Origin of the sequence: Sinorhizobium kostiense (assembly GCF_017874595.1) — a bacterium.
GTDB classification, from domain to species: Bacteria; Pseudomonadota; Alphaproteobacteria; order Rhizobiales; family Rhizobiaceae; genus Sinorhizobium; species Sinorhizobium kostiense.
Map to the genome: position 1 here is coordinate 19682 of NZ_JAGILA010000013.1, position 18835 is coordinate 38516.

The 18835-nt window shown below is 58.3% G+C and carries 13 protein-coding genes and 4 pseudogenes; 8 read left to right on the forward strand and 9 right to left on the reverse strand.

Features of this window, described 5'->3' with window-relative positions; all coding sequences use genetic code 11:
* Positions 1–957 precede the first annotated feature (957 nt).
* From J2Z31_RS28850 to J2Z31_RS28870, 5 genes are read right to left on the reverse strand one after another with little or no spacing between them, the layout of a single operon-like run.
* Positions 958–1938, reverse strand: a complete 981-nt coding sequence (locus tag J2Z31_RS28850) for an ABC transporter ATP-binding protein (RefSeq protein ID WP_209607157.1) — start codon at positions 1936–1938, stop codon at positions 958–960.
* Positions 1935–2957, reverse strand: coding sequence for an ABC transporter ATP-binding protein (locus J2Z31_RS28855; protein WP_209607159.1), 1023 nt, complete (start codon positions 2955–2957; stop codon positions 1935–1937). The genes J2Z31_RS28850 and J2Z31_RS28855 overlap by 4 nt, the downstream gene beginning before the upstream one ends.
* Positions 2954–3832: an ABC transporter permease gene (locus J2Z31_RS28860; protein WP_209607161.1), complete on the reverse strand. Its 879-nt coding sequence runs from the start codon at positions 3830–3832 to the stop codon at positions 2954–2956. Before J2Z31_RS28860 ends, J2Z31_RS28855 begins: the two co-directional genes overlap by 4 nt.
* Position 3833: 1 nt before the next feature.
* Positions 3834–4772: an ABC transporter permease gene (locus tag J2Z31_RS28865; RefSeq protein WP_209607162.1), complete on the reverse strand. Its 939-nt coding sequence runs from the start codon at positions 4770–4772 to the stop codon at positions 3834–3836.
* A gap of 13 nt (positions 4773–4785) precedes the next feature.
* Positions 4786–6372: an ABC transporter substrate-binding protein gene (locus J2Z31_RS28870; protein ID WP_209607164.1), complete on the reverse strand. Its 1587-nt coding sequence runs from the start codon at positions 6370–6372 to the stop codon at positions 4786–4788.
* A gap of 562 nt (positions 6373–6934) precedes the next feature.
* Between J2Z31_RS28870 and J2Z31_RS28875 the strand changes: the two genes are divergently transcribed.
* The 7 genes from J2Z31_RS28875 (at position 6935) to J2Z31_RS28905 (ending at position 13574) form a co-directional block, all read left to right on the forward strand.
* Positions 6935–7711 (forward strand): SDR family NAD(P)-dependent oxidoreductase, encoded by a 777-nt coding sequence (locus J2Z31_RS28875; RefSeq protein WP_209607166.1) that lies wholly within the window; start codon positions 6935–6937, stop codon positions 7709–7711.
* Between the two features lie 85 nt (positions 7712–7796).
* The gene (locus J2Z31_RS28880) at positions 7797–8696 is read left to right on the forward strand and encodes a BKACE family enzyme (RefSeq protein WP_209607169.1); all 900 of its coding nucleotides are present in this window, start codon (positions 7797–7799) and stop codon (positions 8694–8696) included.
* Between the two features lie 96 nt (positions 8697–8792).
* Positions 8793–10289 carry a carnitine 3-dehydrogenase gene (locus tag J2Z31_RS28885; RefSeq protein ID WP_209607171.1) on the forward strand — a complete coding sequence of 499 codons (1497 nt, stop codon included), beginning with the start codon at positions 8793–8795 and terminating at the stop codon, positions 10287–10289.
* A gap of 184 nt (positions 10290–10473) precedes the next feature.
* Entirely contained in the window at positions 10474–11172 is a 699-nt protein-coding gene (locus J2Z31_RS28890; RefSeq protein WP_209607173.1) for a CoA transferase subunit A, read from the forward strand.
* Between the two features lie 15 nt (positions 11173–11187).
* Positions 11188–11817 carry a 3-oxoacid CoA-transferase subunit B gene (locus J2Z31_RS28895; RefSeq protein ID WP_209607175.1) on the forward strand — a complete coding sequence of 210 codons (630 nt, stop codon included), beginning with the start codon at positions 11188–11190 and terminating at the stop codon, positions 11815–11817.
* Positions 11818–11889: 72 nt separating this feature from the next.
* Positions 11890–13071, forward strand: a complete 1182-nt coding sequence (locus tag J2Z31_RS28900; RefSeq protein ID WP_209607178.1) for an acetyl-CoA C-acetyltransferase — start codon at positions 11890–11892, stop codon at positions 13069–13071.
* Between the two features lie 14 nt (positions 13072–13085).
* A complete protein-coding gene (locus tag J2Z31_RS28905; protein WP_209607180.1) occupies positions 13086–13574 on the forward strand; it encodes a UPF0262 family protein in 489 nt (162 codons plus the stop codon).
* 895 nt (positions 13575–14469) lie between these two features.
* On the opposite strand, the pseudogene J2Z31_RS29565 reads toward J2Z31_RS28905, so the two are convergent.
* Together J2Z31_RS29565 and J2Z31_RS28910 are read right to left on the reverse strand one after the other, a co-directional pair.
* A pseudogene (locus tag J2Z31_RS29565) lies at positions 14470–14927 on the reverse strand (IS30 family transposase); the annotation flags it as partial.
* 348 nt (positions 14928–15275) lie between these two features.
* Positions 15276–15773 (reverse strand): annotated as a pseudogene (locus tag J2Z31_RS28910) (ISNCY family transposase); the annotation flags it as partial.
* An 850-nt stretch (positions 15774–16623) separates the two neighbouring features.
* Here J2Z31_RS28910 and J2Z31_RS28915 point away from each other — a divergent pair.
* The gene (locus tag J2Z31_RS28915) at positions 16624–17646 is read left to right on the forward strand and encodes a D-alanine--D-alanine ligase family protein (RefSeq protein WP_209607182.1); all 1023 of its coding nucleotides are present in this window, start codon (positions 16624–16626) and stop codon (positions 17644–17646) included.
* Positions 17647–18151: 505 nt separating this feature from the next.
* On the opposite strand, the pseudogene J2Z31_RS28920 reads toward J2Z31_RS28915, so the two are convergent.
* Both J2Z31_RS28920 and J2Z31_RS28925 read right to left on the reverse strand, forming a co-directional pair.
* A pseudogene (locus tag J2Z31_RS28920) lies at positions 18152–18556 on the reverse strand (IS66 family transposase); the annotation flags it as partial.
* A pseudogene (locus J2Z31_RS28925) lies at positions 18553–18835 on the reverse strand (hypothetical protein); the annotation flags it as partial. The pseudogenes J2Z31_RS28920 and J2Z31_RS28925, both read right to left, overlap by 4 nt.

Here is an 18835-nt window from a genome sequence, read left to right on the forward strand (position 1 = left end):
CCAACTCCGGGCGCTAACGCGCAAATACTGCTGACTTCGCGCCGGTGATGCCGCCGGGTGGCGGATATGCTGGTTGTTGCAACTAGAGCCTCACATCGAAACCTCGCCGTTCGAGCGGCCTGGCTCCGCCGGCTTTGAGTGATCGTCGGCACAGCGTCGAGCAATGACCACTTGTAGAGGGGCTGAGCGGGTCGGCGAATACGCCGGCCACAGAGCCGCAGAGTGTCGGCGGGCCGTGATAGTTCCATCACACAGAGAGAGTTCGCCTGGACGATGACGTATGGGTCGACGGATGGCGACCGGAAAGAGACGGCAAGTGCGACGGCCACATCGCACGGTTTGCCAAAGGACAAAGTCTCGAGCGAGAGGAAACGATTGATCAGGACGGTTCGGGCCACCCGAAACGCTTCCGCCGGACGGGAGGAGCACGACGAGCCGCACCAGAATGTTGACAAGCAAATTGAACCGCTAGGGTTGCTGGTATATGCATCGGAACGATGGCGGCGGCAACCGTCGCTGCGGCTCCTGGAGACGGGTCGCCTGTGAAGCGGTCCCGATCCCATGCATCGCGGGTCATCCCATGGAGAATAATTCCGCACAATCCTATTCCAATTCCATATTGTAGCCCTGCCGAGGGACCTTAGTCCCCCCACCGCGGGCGCGACAGAAAAGAAGCGGCGGTACCGAAGCGGTAACTTGTGAGTTACGGGTTGCTTCTCTTGAAACCGAGCGGCTTCGCTAGCTGCGACACTCATGCAAGGAATTGCCGCCAAACCTGCGTGTGCGCGGCGAATGCGGCGTCTTCGTAGAACTCGATAAGGACGGTTTTGCACGGATCCACTTCGTCGCGCGCTTCGGGGCCGACGCATCGATTCCGCGGGGTCGCTTTGCCCGCGCACACGAGCGTCGCCCAACCGGGATCATGCGGCTCTATGTATTCACTGGGCCTCACTTTAATCACGCGGGGAAATGGCATCTGAAGCTGTGCTCCGTATGATCCGAGCTTGTTGAATGATCAGGGAAGACGCGCCTGCAGATGTCCTGCGCGTAACGACAGCGGGTGTGGAACTCGCAGCCAGTTGGCCGCCTCATCAGGCTCGGCACCTCACCCTTGAGCTCGATCCTATTAAGAACCGCATCCGGATCGGGATCTGGATTGGCCGCAAGCAGTGCTTGGGTGTAGGGGTGACGCGGGTGCTCAAAGATCAGCTCGGTCGAGCCGACCTCGATAAACCGGCCGAGGTACATGATTGCCATGCGGTCGGTCATGTGGCGCACAACGTTGAGATTGTGTGTGATAATCAGGATCGCCATGCCTAGCTCGTTCTGAAGCCGCGCGAGGAGATTAAGCACCTCTCCCTGCACAGAGACGTCCAGGCCCGCGGTCGGCTCGTCGGCAATCAGCAAGTCCGGATTCAGCGCAAGAGCACGCGCGATACCAACGCGTCTAGCTTGGCCTCCGGAAAGTTGATGGGGATAGCGACAAGCGAAATCCTCCGGCAAGCCAACCATACGCAGCAGGCGCGCGGCTTCGGCTGCCGCGTCGATATCACGTAACCCGTGGATCCGGAAAGGCTCCCCCAATAGCGATCGCACCGTCAGCCTCGGGGAAAGTGAGGCAATCGGATCCTGGAACATCATGGCCATTCGGCGCAGGTACGGCTTGCGTTCAGACCCGCTGAGTGCCCCAATTTCCTGTCCGTCAAAGATGATGCTGCCGCTCGTTGCCCGCTGCAGCCCGATTACTGTGCGCGCGATGGTGGATTTACCCGAGCCACTTTCCCCGACAAGGGCGAGTGTCTCGCCCTTCCGGATGTCGAAGGACACACCGCATGCTGCATCGATGTAAGGATCTTTTGTCCCAGTTGCGAGCGCCTTCAGCGAACCCATGGTGCGGAAACGGACGGAAAGATCCTGAACACGAAGAAGCCCACTCATCTCGAAACTAAACCCTTCTCATTAAGCAAATGGCATCGCGCTGCTTGCTCCACGCCGATGCGATACTCAATCGGGGTGTCTTGCGTACAACGGCCAAACGCCTGCGGGCATCGCGGTTGGAAGATGCATCCTTCTTTTGAGCCGAGGAGATTTGGCACCTCGCCGCGAATAGTTGGCAAAGTGCGTGTTTTCTGTCTAATTCGCCCCGGGTCGCACTCAAGCAGCGCGCGCGTGTAGGGGTGAGCAGGATTGTGGAAAATGTCCCTTACGCCCCCCTGCTCGACTACTTCGCCCGCATACATCACCGCGACTCGGTCGCACAACTCAGCGACCGCGCCGAGATGATGGGACACAAAAAGGACCGAGCAACCGATTTCCTTTTGCAAATCCTTCAGAAGATGAATGATCTGCACTTCTAGCGTTGCATCAAGCGCAGTGGTCGGCTCGTCGGCGATGAGGAGCGCAGGCTTCACCAGAAGTGCCATGGCGATACAGATGCGCTGACGCATGCCGCCGGAGAAGTGATGCGGATAGCCTCCCATGCGGCTTTGCGGATCGGGAATTCCGACTCGATGAAGCATTTGGATGGCAAGAGAGCGTTTTTCGCTGCGGCTTATTTTTTCGTGGTGCTGAATATCAATCATCTGCCCCTCGATGGTCCGCACGGGATTAAGGGCGGTCATCGGGTCCTGGAAGATCATAGAAAGACGATTGCCGAGCAGGTTTCGACGCGTCTGAGAGGGCATTTCCAGCAGGTCTCGACCTTCGAACAGAATATTCCCGGCTGTCACCACTGCATTTTGCGGAAGCAGCCCCATCACTGTGTATGCAAGCGTCGATTTCCCCGATCCACTCTCGCCTACAATGCCAACCACCTGTGCGGCCGGAACATTGAGCGAAATGTTTCGGAGCGCGTGAACCCGGCCACGCGGCGTGCCAAAGTCTAGATCGAGCCCACGAATCTCAAGCAGCGGCGGGGAAGGGGCGGACGAATGTGATGTCGGATCCTCGTGTCTCATAGGTCTTTCCGTAGCTTGGGATCGAATATTTCGCGCAACGCCTCACCCAGGAAGGTGAAGCCTAGCGTTGCGAGGACGATCGGAATGCCCCCGGCGATAACCAGCCAAGGCGCCTTATCGATATAGTTAAAACCATCGTTGAGGATGGCTCCCCAATCGGGCGTTGGTGGGCGCACGCCCATGCCGAGAAAGCTGAGACCCGCTTCTACGGCGATGACGGCCGGAACGTCCATGCTTACGAGAATTAGAAGCGGACCGATGACATTTGGGAGCACGTGCACGGCGAGAATGCGAGTCGTCCCGGCGCCCATGCTGCGCTCTGCTGCGACGTACTCGCTGCTGCGCAGCGCCTCCGTTTGGGTCCGCACCACACGCGCATAAATGGGCATGGAAGTAATTGCGATGACCAGAATGACGCTCGCCAAACTAGGTCCTAACAGCGCGACCATAGCCAGCGCGAAAATGATACCCGGAAATGACCGGATAGTATCGAAAAATAGGACAAGCAAATTGTCTAGCCAGCGTGGGCCGAACCCCGCAATCAAACCAAGTACCAGGCCGACCGCCAGTGAACTGCCCAAGGAGACAAACGCAACTAGTAGCGGGATGCGACTGCCCATGATGATGCGAGAAAAAGTGTCGCGGCCAAGTTGATCCGTGCCCAGCAGATAATGCAGCGAAGGATCTGCGAGACGCGGCCCAACCATAATCCGCACCGGGTCATGCATTATCATTAACGGAGCGAAGATCGCGATTGCGGTAATGAGTGTAACAAGCGCTGCTCCGAGCATGCCCAGGCGGTTTTTACGAAATTGCTGCAATCCCGGGCCAATGGCGACATTGGTCTCCGGACGGGTGGTTTCAACGCTCGCCATGTCAGAGCTTTTCCCTGGTTCGCGGATCGAGGAATGCGTTTATCAAATCGGAGAGCGTCGTAGCGGCAACGATAAGGATGGTGGTGACAAGGACGGCACCCATCACTACCGGATAGTTCCGCGCGGTGACCGCGTTCACGATTAACGCTCCGATCCCGGGTCTCGCGAAGACTACCTCGATAAATACCGCCGACGAAAGCAGCCACGCTATCCCTACGCCGAGTATGGTCACGGTTGGCAGAATGGCGAGCGGCATCGCGTAACGCGCGACGATGCGCCATTCCGAAATCCCAAAGGCGCGGGCCATGCGTATGTGATTTTCCCCTAAAACCTCCAGCATCGATGCGCGCACTAGCCGAGAAATGTAGCCCACCCAGCCAATGCCTATGGCAAAACCAGGGAGGATGAGATGGACAAGTCCGTCCCAGAATCCATCGCCGGCTCCGATCGCTGGCAACCAACGCAAAGTCACGGCAAAAAACAATAGCGCGTAGACCGCCATCACGAACGAAGGAATGGCGAGCGTGGCGACCGCCACGACGCCGACGACCTGGTCGACCAACGAGTTGCGTCGCATCGCCGAGTAGCAGCCGAGCGGCACCGCCACGACGACCGCCCAGAAGATCGAGAACAAAACCAGTTCGATCGTATATGGCAATTGCTCGAACACAATGTCGGCTACAGGTTTCTGGCCGAATACGTCGAAACCGAGGTCCCCGCGGAGCAGCCCGCCGAAGAACGTAGTGATCTGAACGACAAGCGGCTTGTCGAGCCCCATCTGATGATGAAGTTGCGCTTTCATTTCGGGAGTTGCCCGTGGTCCCAGCAGAATCGCTGCAGGGTCGCCGGGTACTGCTCTGATCATTAGGAACAGAAGAGTCACCGCGATCGCAATAATTGCGATCGCGAGGGCAAGCCTCTTGAGAAGGTAAAGCCACATTCTCCCGGCCTCTTCAAATGGCCTTGAAGTCGAGGTACAGTGGGTACCCGTCCGGGCGGGTGGCGGTCTGGATTTTTCTGGTCCGATACACAATCGGCTCTCCCACATGGGTCAAGAACCGATAGGCGCCGGAATCCTCCATGAGATCCTGCATTTCCTGATACAGTGTCGCCCGAGCATTCGGGTCTTCCGTTATTGCCCCCTCCGCGGCCAACTGATCATATCGTTCGCTGCGGAAGCGCTCCCAATTTGTAGCCTGACCGACTTGAGCTTGCACAAACCAGGAGGTGGGATAATACGGGTCTGGCAATGAGGCGTATGGGAGCAGGATGAGCTGCAGATCTTTCCAGCGCTCGCCTTCCGATTCCATCCCCACTGTCCAGAACGAGCCGCCATCCTGGGAATTGATCTCGAGGGAAATGCCGACCTGAGATAATTGCGCCTGAACTGTCTGCGCAATAGTCGAGGACGTACTATCGTTGAGGCAGTCGATCGTAAGGGCCAGATCTGACACCCCGGCTTTCTCTAGAAACTCCTTGGCCTTCTCAATATCGCCTTCCGGGGGCACAAGCGACTTGTCGCGATGCCCGATAACACCAGGAGGAATAATCCCGGTCGCTGGGGCTGCTTGACCAGAATAAGCGGCATCGAGGATCTGCGACACATTGATCGCCCACTGGATCGCCTTCCGGACATTAATGTCCTTCAGCTTTGGGTGATCCACGTTCATACCGATCCAGCTGAAATTGAGCGATTGGTATTCCTCGACCTTCGTGTCGGCGGGCGGATTGTCCTTGAAAGTTGCAACTGAATCCATACTGATAACAGAATAATCAATATCGCCCGCCAAATATGCGCGTTCCGCCGCCTTGGTGTCGCCGATCGGCAAGATGCGGATTTCGTCAAAGCCTGGCTTTGGACCGGACCACTCCGGATTGCGTGTCAGGACCACATACTGGTTCGGCTTCCAGTCTGCGATTGCATACGGGCCTGAGAAAGCCGGCGGTTTCATGCCAAAGGTTCCCCCGTCCTTTGTTGCCTTCATCACCGCCTCTTCGGAAACGATATGCCCAACGGCAGAGGGGAGTGAGATCAACCAAAGCGGCACAAACGGTGTCTTCAGCACGATCACGCCGGTATAGTCATCTTCGATATCAACATGGTCGAGAGAACCCCAGTCGACTTTCACTGGAGAATTATGCTTGATCACGCGCTCGAACGAGAATTTGACATCCTTTGCAGTGAGCTCACCATGGCCGCCAGTGAACTTTATGCCTTTCCTCAGGCGGAAGCGGATATGGGTGGGGTCGAGCTGCTCGATCTTCTCTGCCGCCTCTAGTTCCCACTCCCAGTGGGAACCCGGCTTGTAGCGCGTAAGCTTCGAATAGATGCAGTTCATCACATCTACTTCGTGGTTTAAAGCATAGAACCCGGGGTCGAACGTCAAGTAGTTAATCGCGGAACGCGCTTTGAGCACCTTACCCTCGGCTGCCCAAATGGCTTGCGACAGCGGCATGCCGGCAGCGACGATGCCACCGCCGAGCGCGGCGCCGGCCTTTAGAAAATTCCGCCGGCTCACGGGGTCCAGGATATTTTTCATGAGTCACTCCTCCCTCTAGTTTAGCGACTTGAACGTAAGCCTACTTCCGCCATGGCTTATCTTCTGCGCAGTTTTTGCGTCCGGAAAGGGCTCTCCTCCGAACCTGTCCGACACGCCCTGCGGCCATCGTCGTCGTAATTGCCCCCGAGCGACATGTCAAGCTTTTAATAATGTCCATTACGTGAAAATCCCATTTCGCAGAGAGAGCCTCCGGCTGGTCAAAGCAGTCTTCACTCTGCTGCGCGTCATCGTCCAGTGCATGTGATTCGGGCGTTGCCGCTTGCAAACCGTCGCTACTTTCAAAGATTTAAGCACTTTGCGAGACAAGGCTTTCTAGCCCTCAGCTCCAGCCCAACAGCGTGAAAATTCATCAATGCGCGCAGATATCGCCATTGACTAGCCAGGCATCTTTATATAATGGTCATTCTATCTTCAATGTGTGAGGCGTACTCGGTCGGATCGGTCTTTGTATCCTGGCTAAGCAAGCTTTCACCTTGCCTGGAACTGACGTTTGAAGAAGCGCTGCTTCGTGAACGCCTTTTGTACTCGAAGGGATAGGTTGATGGATCTGGGGTTAGCAAATAAGCGGGTTTTGATCACCGCCGGTGCTGCCGGAATTGGTAGGGCGGTAGCGGAACATTTTATTGCCGAGGGCGCAAAAGTGCTCGTCTGCGATATTGACGAGGAAGCGATTAGAAGTGTTCGGGCAACCACAGGCATATTTGCAGTCAGCACGGATGTTTCGAAGTCCGAAGCGGTGGCTGAACTCTTCGTGGAAGTCGATCGCCAACTGGGTGGACTCGACATTTTGATCAACAACGCTGGCACCTCAGGTCCATCGAAGCCGCTGGAGGCCGTCAGCGATGAAGAATGGCGAGCTACTCTCGCCGTTAATCTGGATGGATCATTTTTTTGCGCGAGGTCCGCAGTACCCCGCATTAAGGAAGCTGGAGGCGGATCTGTCGTTAATATCTCTTCTGTCGCAGGTCTTCTGCCTTTCGCTAAGCGCATCCCTTACTGCACAGCAAAATATGGCGTTATCGGGCTTACAGAGGTAATGGCCAGGGAGCTCGGCCCGCACAACATCAATGTCAACGCGATATGCCCCGGAAACGTTGACTCCCCTCGAGCGGAGCGCGTGAATGTTATGGCAGCGCAATCGTTTGGGTTGTCAGTAGAGCAGATAAGGCAAGCAGTCCTCGATCAAACGTCCATGCGCAGGCTCGTAAGCGTCAGCGAGATCGCAGGTATGATTGCGTACCTTTGCAGTCCTCAAGCTCGGATTATTTCGGGACAATCCATAGCGATCGACGGCCAAACAACAGCTACCGAATTCTAGCAATCCAAACGCTCTAGCCGAAGGTAAACGGCGTAATTCAGAGCATTTGTCGACCGCTACCCGTATTTAGCTAAGGAGAAGATCAATGACCCTATCCATGAACCGTGAGGTTTTTATCACTTGTGCTGTGACCGGCGCGGCTGATACTGCATCGAAGTCCCGCCACGTGCCCCGTTCGCCGGAAGAAATCGCGGCGGCCTCCATCGAAGCTGCCAAGGCAGGTGCTGCAGTCGTCCACATTCATGTTCGCGATCCGGAAACGGGGGCGCCGTCTCGCCGAAACGATCTGTACAAGGAAGTTACCGATCGCATACGACAGGCGGACACAGACGTCGTATTGAATATCACCGCTGGCATGGGTGGCGACCTGATTTTCGGTAGTGTCGAACAGCCATTTCCAGTCGCTCCGAACAGTGACTTCGTTGGCGCCTCCGAAAGGTTTGCTCACATTCTCGAGTGTGCTCCAGAGATTTGTACGCTTGATAATGGTACAATGAACTTCAACCTCGGGGATTATGTGATGGCCAATCCGCCATCAACACTGCGTGCAATGGCCAAGATGATGACCGACTTCGGCGTTCGGCCTGAAATCGAAGTTTTTGATACCGGACACTTGTGGTTCGCTAAGCAACTCGTCGAGGAAGGTCTCATCGAGGACCCGGTTTTGGTTCAGCTTTGCATGGGTATCCCATGGGGTGCTCCCAATGACCTCAACACCTTCATGGCCATGGTGAATACGATTCCGTCGAATTGGACTTTCTCCGCGTTCGCTATCGGCCGCGACGCATTAGCCTACCCCGCGGCAGCTGTTCTGGCGGGCGGCAATGTGCGCGTAGGTCTTGAAGACAACCTTTACATTGGAAAGGGTCAGTTCGCAACGAACGCCCAGTTGGTCGAGAGGGCCGCCAATGTGGTCGGAAACATGGGGGCCAGGATTATCGGTCCGGAGGAAGTTCGGCGCAAGCTCAAGCTAACAAAGCGATAAGACGGTTGACTGAAAAAACAGGACAACAGAGCTCCGAGCTGTGCTGTCCCGACTGTTCAAGACGACCACGCAACATACTGAGAAGGAGAGACACCTGTGTCTCAAATTGCAAAGGCGGCTAGCATTGGCGGCGGTGTCATCGGCGGCGGCTGGGTCGCCCGCTTCCTTCTCGCTGGCATCGACGTCAACGTCTATGATCCTCATCCCCAAGCTCAGCGGCTCATTTCGGAAGTAATTGCTAATGCGGAATACGCCTACACGATGTTGACCAGCGCGCCGCTTCCAAAACGCGGAGTTCTGACATTCTGCACCTCTCTCGAGGAGGCGGTTCAAGACGTAGACTGGATCCAGGAAAGCGTGCCCGAGCGGCTGGATTTGAAACGCAGCGTGCTAGCTCAGATAGACGTCGCCGCCGATCCTAAGGCATTGGTTGGATCTTCCACCTCTGGCCTGATGGCGACCGATCTTCAGAAAGACATGAAACGTCCAGAGAGGATGTTCGTCGCACATCCATTCAACCCTGTATATTTGCTCCCATTGGTTGAACTGGTTGGTGGTAAGCAGACGGCTAGAGCGGCGCTGGAAGATGCGAAGGCTCGCTTGGTCACCATCGGCATGACCGGATTGATCATTAGCAAGGAGATTGATGCTTTCGTAGCTGATCGTCTCATGGAAGCTCTGTGGCGTGAAGCTCTGTGGCTCATCAAGGATGACATCTGCGACACCGAAACTCTCGACAATGTCATTCGATACTCGTTCGGTCTCCGTTGGGCGCAGATGGGCCTTTTCGAGACCTACCGCGTTGCTGGCGGCGAAGCCGGAATGCGCGATTATCTCTCCAAGTATGGTCCCTGCCTCCAGTGGCCATGGACGAAGCTTACGAACGTCGTTGACCTCGACACCGACCTAGTTGACAAGGTGGCGAGCCAGTCTGACGCCCAGTCAGGGCAGCGTGGCATTCGGCAGCTCGAGAAAATCCGCGACCAGAACCTGGTCGGTATTATGCAGGCCCTAAAAGTTGGGGACGAGGGGCGGGGCTGGGGTGCCGGGAAACTTCTAGCCGACTTCGAAGCCCGTCTTTGGAGAATCGCTTCGAAAACACAGATGGCGACAGGCGACCAGACATTAAGGCTTCTGGACTTGAAGGTTCCGGCTGCCTGGATTGACTACAATGGGCACATGACCGAATACCGGTACACGCAGTGCTTTGCCGACGCCACCGAAGCGCTCTTTCAGCAGATTGGCGTCGACATGAATTATGTGAACGGCGGCCATAGCTACTACACGGTCGAGAGCCATATTCGGCTACTTGCTGAGGCAAAGCTGGGTGACGCGCTGTACGTAAAGGCGCAACTGCTTCCTTCTGACGGCAAGACGATTCATAGCTTTATGTCGTTGTACCGGACGTCCGACAACACGCTCTTGTCGACTTATGAAAGCATGATGTTGCATGTTTCTTCGAAGGAGAAACGCGCGGTCCCGCCTCTGCCTGAGATCATAGGGAAGCTTAAGCCGCTCATTGAAGGTCATTCTGCCCTCCCAGTTCCTGATGCGGCGGGGCGCTCCGTTGGCATGAAACCAGCCCGCGCATAGCGGCCGGAAAAGGAAGTCACGCAATGCTCCGCGGAATTTTTGTTGGCGTCGCGCTAACCAGTGACGCCGTAGATCTTGCCAATCCGGGGTTATGGCGTGCGCGGCTGCATTCTGTCGCCCAAGCTCCAAAGCTGAACGGCAAAGTGTACCCGATATCACAGTACCGAACCGTTGGAGGAGTGAGTTGAATAAAGTCTTTGATGACGCCGGTGGTGCACTGAATGGCTTGTTGTTTGACGGAATGTTCATCGCTGCTGGTGGGTTCGGACTCTGTGGAATTCCGGAGTTGCTGATCAGCGCGGTCCGGGAGGCGGGTACCAAGGATCTAACAATCGCGTCGAACAATTGCGGCGTCGACGACTTCGGCCTCGGCGTGCTGCTGAAGACGAAGCAGATCAGGAAGATGATCTCGTCCTATGTGGGAGAGAACGCAGAGTTCATGCGCCAGTACCTGAGCGGCGAGCTTGAGCTTGAGTTCAACCCGCAGGGAACGCTTGCCGAGCGCATGCGCGCCGGCGGCGCCGGCATTGCCGGCTTCTACACCAAAACCGGTGTCGGCACCGTCGTTGCCGAGGGCAAGGAGACGAAGACCTTCAACGGCGAGACCTATATTCTCGAGACAGGCATCATCGCGGACCTGTCGATTGTCAAGGCCTGGAAGGCCGACACGTCGGGCAATCTCGTCTTCCGCAAGACAGCTCGCAACTTCAACCCGCCGGCCGCGACCTGCGGCAAGATCTGCGTAGCGGAAGTCGAGGAGATCGTACCGGTCGGCAGCCTCGATCCCGATCAGATCCACCTGCCGGGGATCTACGTGCATCGCCTCATCCAAGGCGTGCACGAGAAGCGCATCGAACAGCGCACGACGTGCGCGGCGGCCTGAGGGCAGGGGGAAGAGATGGCTTGGGACAGAAAGCAGATGGCAGCACGGGCTGCCCGCGAACTTGAAGACGGCACCTATGTCAATCTCGGTATCGGCATTCCAACGCTGGTGGCCAATTACATCCCAGACGGCGTCCTTGTGACGTTGCAGTCGGAGAATGGTCTGCTTGGTATCGGCCCCTTTCCGACCGAAGACCAGATCGATGCGGATCTCATCAACGCCGGCAAGCAGACGGTGACGGAGCTGCCGCATTCCGCTTTCTTCGACTCGGCGCAGAGCTTCGCCATGATCCGCGGCGGCAAGATCGCTATGGCTATCCTTGGCGCCATGGAAGTGGCCGAGAACGGCGACCTCGCCAACTGGATGATCCCCGGCAAGCTGGTCAAGGGCATGGGTGGCGCCATGGACCTGGTTGCAGGCGTCAAGCGCGTGGTCGTTGTCATGGATCACACCAACAAGGCCGGTGAGTCCAAGGTGCTGAAGGCATGCACTCTGCCCCTGACCGGACAGGGCGTCGTCGATCGGATCATCACCAATCTCGGTGTGCTCGACGTCGTCGATGGCGGACTGAAGCTGGTCGAGCTTGCCGAGGGCGTTACCGACGGCGAGATCCGCAGCGCCACCGAGGCGACAATCGTCAACTAACGTCGACAGTTCTTTGCTGAGCCGCTGCAGACGGCACGCTTCTGACTTCGCAGGACCATAAAGGAGACCACCATGAGCACTCCCTCCATCGTCATCGCCAGTGCGGCCCGTACGGCCGTCGGTTCCTTCAACGGCGCTTTCGCCAGCACGCCCGCGCATGAGCTCGGCGCAACGGTCATCAAGGCGGTGCTCGAACGGGCGGGCGTCGAGGCGGGAGAGGTGGACGAGGTGATCCTCGGCCAGGTGCTGCCGGCGGGCGAAGGGCAGAACCCGGCGCGCCAGGCGGCGATCAAGGCCGGCATTCCGCAGGAGAAGACCGCCTGGGGCATGAACCAGCTTTGCGGCTCCGGCCTTAGAGCGGTGGCACTCGGCATGCAGCAGATCACGACCGGCGACGCCAACATCATCGTGGCCGGCGGCATGGAGTCGATGTCGATGGCGCCGCATTGCGCGCACTTGCGCGCCGGCGTGAAGATGGGCGACTACAAGCTGATCGACACGATGATCAAGGACGGCCTCACCGACGCCTTCTACGGCTATCACATGGGGACCACCGCCGAAAACGTCGCGCGCAAGTGGCAGCTTACCCGCGAGGAGCAGGACGAGTTCGCGCTCCGCTCCCAGAACAAGGCGGAAGCGGCGCAGAAGGCCGGTAAGTTCGCCGACGAGATCGTGCCCTTCATCGTCAAGACGCGTAAGGGCGACGTTACCGTCGACCAGGACGAATATATCCGTCACGGCGCCACGCTCGATTCCATGGCGAAGCTGCGCCCGGCCTTCGACAAGGAAGGAACGGTGACCGCCGGCAATGCCTCCGGCATTAACGACGGCGGCGCCGCGACGCTGCTGATGAGCGAAGCAGAGGCCGGCAGGCGCGGCATTCAACCGCTCGCCCGCATCGTCTCCTGGGCGACCGCCGGCGTCGACCGGCAGATCATGGGTACGGGTCCGATCCCGGCCTCCCGCAAGGCGCTCGAAAAGGCCGGCTGGTCGATCGGCAACCTCGAGCTCGTGGAAGCGAACGAAGCATTCGCGGCACAGGCTTGCGCGGTCAACAAGGATCTCGGTTGGGATCCGTCGATCGTCAACGTCAATGGCGGGGCGATCGCCATCGGCCATCCGATCGGCGCATCGGGTGCCCGCGTCCTCAACACGCTGCTCTTCGAGATGAAGCGGCGCGGCGTCTCCAAGGGCCTTGCGACCCTCTGCATCGGCGGCGGCATGGGTGTCGCCATGTGCGTGGAAGCGGTGTGAGGGGAGGCAGTGTCATGGCCGCCGAGCACCGCCTTTGCGATGTCGCGCTTGACCACTCCTTCAGCGGTCGAGATGCTCGAATTGAGCGCGAACAGGCGCTCGCCATTATCGACCTTTTAGAAAGCAACTCCTTCATCCCAGTCGGTCACGAGGGTGGGCCGTACCGTCTAAGGATCGAAACCGCGGACGGACGCCTCGCGCTGCATATTGCCGATGATGAGGGCAAATACGTCGTCAGTCACTATCTATCGATCGCGCCGTTCCGCCGATTGCTCAGAGACTACACCCGCGTCTGCGAAGGCTATTTCGAGGCCATGTGCCGTCCCGGACCTGAACGGCTGGAAGCCATCGATATGGGCCGACGCGGCATTCATAACGAGGCCGCCGAACTTCTGAGGGAGCGTCTCTCAAGCAAAGTGCTTATCGACAAAGACACCGCTCGTCGGCTCTTCACACTGATTTACGCACTGCTCGTACGCAATGCCCCGCATCAAGTCTGCTGAGCTGAAACCGCAATGCCAGCAAGGCGCACTGGCAGGAAACTGAGGTCATGCCGAAAACCGCCGGCTCGGCGATAACACGAGAGTAAGGCGCGGACGGGTCTTGGCTCCCTCAAGAGAAGCCTGCGGCAGCGGAGGCAAAAACACGAGCCGCCTGCAAACACGGCAGCCTCTCTGACAGCGGGACTTTATATCAGTACTAGGTGAGGCCGCGCCAACGGCCCTGCCTCTCGGTTGGTCTGGTTGGCTCGCGACGCCGTCAGACTGATCGGCCTCTCGGAGTTTTACCCGGTCCACAGAGCATTGGATTCTACTCCTAAGGCAGTTTCATCAACCAGTCGCGGGAGTGAATGCAATGAACAAGCCTATTGGAACGACGGCCCGAACTGCCGAAATTTGCCCCGAGAGTGGAGTCTGGAAGGTGATCGGCTTGCCGACAACCACCGCTCCTATCGCGAAGGGCAACCGTATGCCTCCGTATAGCGGGAAGGCTGTCACCTGGAAGCTCGTCAGTTATGCCTAATGAGTAAATAGATGACCGCCGGCCCCTGTGAACACATTGCAGGGGCCAACCTTGCGCTACCAGCATGCTCACTCCAGCTGGTGGGTAGCGCTTCCTCGGCGCGACGGTCGGTCATGGGCCTGCAACAGCCGATGCACCTGAATGCGACTGAAGCCCGAGCAACTCGGCCGCCCGGCTGCGGCTGCGAATCTGCGGGATGAGTTCAAGACGATGCAATTCCTTCTGGGACATGATGCTGGTCAAACGTCAACGTTTGGAAGGAAGACTGGCGCCGTGAAGCGTGGTTGAGAGCAAGAGCGTCACGAGAGGCGAACACTGTCGCATCTCTAAAATGCCGTGTGAGTTCATGCCGAACTGCGACTTGCACATGTGACGCTAGCCGACATGCCGCGTTTGCGCGAGTAGTTTCTTGCGCAAGACTTCCGCGGGCGTTCGATAGCCCAAGCACTTCCGCGGCGCCGAGTTGAGCCGGTCGCAAATGTCCTTCAGCTCGCCGTCGCTGATCGACAGGGGGTCCACCTCTCTCGAAAGCCTTTTGCGACCCGGCCATTGGTGTTCTCGACCGTGCCTTTCTGCCAGGGCGACTGCGGGCCTCAGAACCATGTCTGCGTTCCGACGCCAGCCTGCAGATAGGGTCATTCGCTGAACTCAGTGCCCGGTCGAAGGTGATGGAGCTTCGAGCGGCGCGGGGTAGGGATCCTCAATCAGCCCGTCCACGATCGGCTTCGATTGTCGTTGTTGCGCAGGAAGACCGCAAAGCGGCTGACCCGCTCGACCAGTGAGGTCACGTTGGCCTCGCCGAACTTCTTGCGAAACTGAATGAGATCGCACTCCTATATGTGGATACCCCAGGCGATGCAAGGGCTTTTCGGATAGTTTGAACGTGAGATCGGGTACGGTCATGTGTCAGGCCTCTATTGAAGCGGCTTTCTATTTGCCGCGGGCCTTTATGGCGTGCGAAGGTCGGGTCCATATCAATGTCGCGGGCGCGAAGCCCTCTGGGAGTGCCTGGTTTTCCGGACCTCGATCTTGTCGATCCGTTGTCCTCACTGTCCAAAGTCCTCCGCACATCATCGAAAATGCTTAGTTTCGGCGTTAGGCCGAAACAGGAACATCTCGATATTCCTCATTCCTTGTCATCATCGCCCAGATCGCGCGCGCCGGGAGACCGGCCGGATGGCGATCCCATATTCCATATGGTCCGTCTGGCCGGTGCGACGCGGCCCGCTTTTGCTGCGCTGTTGCTCTCGCCCGGCCTGCATCTCGGCCCCCAGTCGCAGCATGTCGTCGAGGCGCTTGTTCTCCAGCATCTCGGAGCGGTGCACCGAGCGCAGCGTGTCGTAGGGCAGGGACGTCCCCTCATGGGTGACATCGAGGCGACCGTCGGGATAGTCGCAGACAATGACCTTCTTGCTGGCGAGATCGGTCGGATCGAGGATGAATTGCACCTTGTGATAGTGCAGCATCAGCGCCTGTGACGGCGTGCGGACCTCTTGCAGCATATGGCGCGCCCTCGAGGTTCTCATGCGCGGCAAACGGCCGGTGCATGTCCTTCGGATCGCGGGGCGCCTTGCCAAAGCGACGATTGAAGTCCGCCATGAGCTCCGGCGCATAGCTTATGGCCGCGCGATCGTGGCGATCCCGCGCAGCCGCAGTTCCTTGACGAGCCGATCCTGGAGAGGGCAGATCCACTCGGATCAGAGACGGCCACCCAAATTACTGTCTCAAACGCAGTCGTCCTCCTCAGAGTAGGTGTCGGAGCATCCAACTGAAATTCATTTCCACGGCATTCTTAAGGTTACCGGCAAGTGAACCCCCCTCACTGGCTCCATGCTTTTTCGATTTATCGATGTCCGGTTGAGGACGTCTGTGTTCTGAACCGGACACCCCTCGCGCTAATGTCACGCTGGTAAGGCGCGAAACCCCGGACTTTTGTCGCTCCTGCTCACAACATCTCTGGTGGCATGCTAAATGCATGTGTACTGCCAAGATGCACATCCCACCATGACCGACGCGTTATCTTCAGCCAAGGACCATATGATACTCGCTCGAACAAACCAGGCCGATCGACACACCCCGGACCACCTTTACCTGCTCCGTCGCGGGTGCCGCTGTCACTCGCACCCCGGCTTTGGTTTCCGTGGCGTTTGGAGCGGCGCAGCGAGGGGTGTCACCTTCTGCCCGCGAAAGCCGCGCCGATTGGCTCGCGTTACTGGCGGTACAGCGTGGGCACTATGCCCTTTGGGAGGGCCGGTGGTTGGGGGGACGAGTTGCTTAAGCGTCAGTTGGCATGCTGGCTTTTCTTCCTGTGAGACGCACAAGCGGTGGACCGCCGCCGCCTGGGATAGCAGGACCCATACCAGCGCTAGGTTGACTCCGCGGCAGCACAAAGTGCTGGCGACGCTATTCGTGCCAGCTCGCCGCTGGTCATTAGCGCTCGCGCTTGTCGGGGTAAGTACAACTAGTATTGGGGTCGACCCAAGTCCGAGCGAATTACTGTGCCCATGAACAAACATAAAGGAGTAGCTCATGCGAGTAGCTGTAGTTAGGAACAAAGATGCTACGGGCGTGATAAATCGGTTCGGTCAGCCTTATCCGCGGCCAGCGGAGCCTTATGACTGGCCGCAGGACCCCAGCGAAGGTGTCGTGGCGGCGCTACAAGAGGGCGGCCACGAGGTGCTGCTGTGTGAAGGGGATAAAGGATTGCTCGCTGCGCTCGAGCAGTTCATGCCGCCAGATATGGAAGCCCGCCCTTCGGGAATCGTCTTCAACTTGGCGAACGGAATTCAGGGTGAGAGCCGTCTCACCCACGTTCCGGCCATGCTCGAGATGGCAGGCGTCCCATATACCGGACCAGGCCCGCTCGGGTATGCGTTAGCGCACGAAAAGGTGATCACCAAGAGGCTCATCCGTGGTCACGGCTTGCCTACCCCAAACTTTCGCGTGATGCATCGCGGCACCGAGAATACCGGCGACTTGCGATTCCCGCTAGTAGTGAAGCCGCCTCGCGAAGATGACAGCATTGGATTGCAGCTAGTACATGAACCTGATGAGCTAAAGCAGGCCGTCGAAGTGATTGTCGAGCAGTATGGGCAGGAGGCGCTGGTGGAAGAGTACATCGAAGGGCGGGAAGTCAGCGTTCCGCTGCTTGGAAACGGAGATCTCGAGGTGTTGCCTCTTGTGGAGCAAGACTTCGGCGATCGCGCAACGCGTCTTATGACCTGGGAGGCGAAATACGTGGCGGCTGCGGCGCCGTCGAAGATTTGCCCGGCACAGATCGGGAGCAGGCTTGCGACAATCCTGCGGGATATTTCGATTGCGACATTCCGCGCCTGCCATGGGCGGGATTATGCCCGCGTCGACTTCCGGATCGACCGCTTCGACCAGCCTTTTGTCCTGGAGATCAACGCCGGTCCGCTACTCACAACAGGCTCGTCGTACGGCGTGGCTGCGAGGACCGCCGGACACAGCTTATCGAGCTTGGTCAATCGCATTCTGGATGTTGCCCACACGCGGTATTTCGCAACCGATATCCCCCAAGGCCGAACGTGATGCTGCTTCTTCGGCTAGCGCCATTCCTCTTCCTCCGAATAGTGCCTATCCCTCCGGTAAGAAGTTGACCGGCTGCAATAGCACAACCGGAAGACGATGACCGAATTAGCCGCCTTGATGCACAGCAACGAGCTTTTGGCGGGCCGAGGTGGCAACATGGTCGCCGTTGGGTGTTCTTCTCACGAGTCTCGTTGGGCGCCAGCAGTTCCGTCGTGAGGAATGGGAATTTGCAGGTTTAGGTCGCCTTCAGCGCCCGTCGTTTAATCGCGAGCTGCGGAAAGCGATCGAAGACGGTGCGCAGGATGGGCTGGTCCGGGCAGGAGGTCGCGAGGCGCTGGGCAATAGCCGGACAGATCATACTCAATGGCGACTGGATCGAAAGCGCGCCCGTATCTCCTCCCGCCGCGGCGGGTGGAGATACGGGTTTCGTTTCGCTAAAATGGGGTCAAATCTTCCCTCCGCTTGACACCTCGGCCTCTACCGCCTCGTTACAAGGCATCGGGGCTTTGGCCGAGCCGCAGCACGGGCAGTTCGAAGGCGCGGCGATGACGACGCGCTCGCGCGGCAGATGCTCGGGAAACGGCTTGCGCTCGAACGCCGGGGCCGCCGAGGAGTGTGCCGCCATCTCTGCGGTCACTTCGTTTTCGCCGGCGTCCGCGTCCAGTTCATCGAGCTGCAGCTCCATCTGTCCGAGAAGCCGGGCCTTGCGCTCCGAGCGGCGGCCATGAATGTCGCGCTTCAATTTCTCGATCTCTAGCCTCAGCCGGGCAGTCAGCGCATCCGAATGCGAGTTCACGGCCTGGGCGCGGGCGGCGAGCGCCTCGGCTTCACGGCGGGCCACGCGCTCGGCGAGGATCATCGCATGCGCGCTGGCAAGGTCGTCGGGAAGCTGATCGGCCGCATCGGTCATGGCGGGAGGGAATCATATTCGCTCCCGCCATGCCAGTGGATTTTCTCATCCCGCCGAGCTCGGACGCCAGCTTTTTGCGGCATTCGCCCGTCGATGCCTTCGAGCAAATAGCCGAGCTGCGCGGGCGTGATCACCACCGTGCCGTCGGCCGCCGATAGCCAGATAAAAGTAAGCGGCAAGCAGAGGCCGCTTGTCCTCAAAGCGGTAGACGACCATGGGCGGACCACTGCCATCAAATGGTCGGTCATCCCTGTTATGTAGATCTCTACATAACAGGGA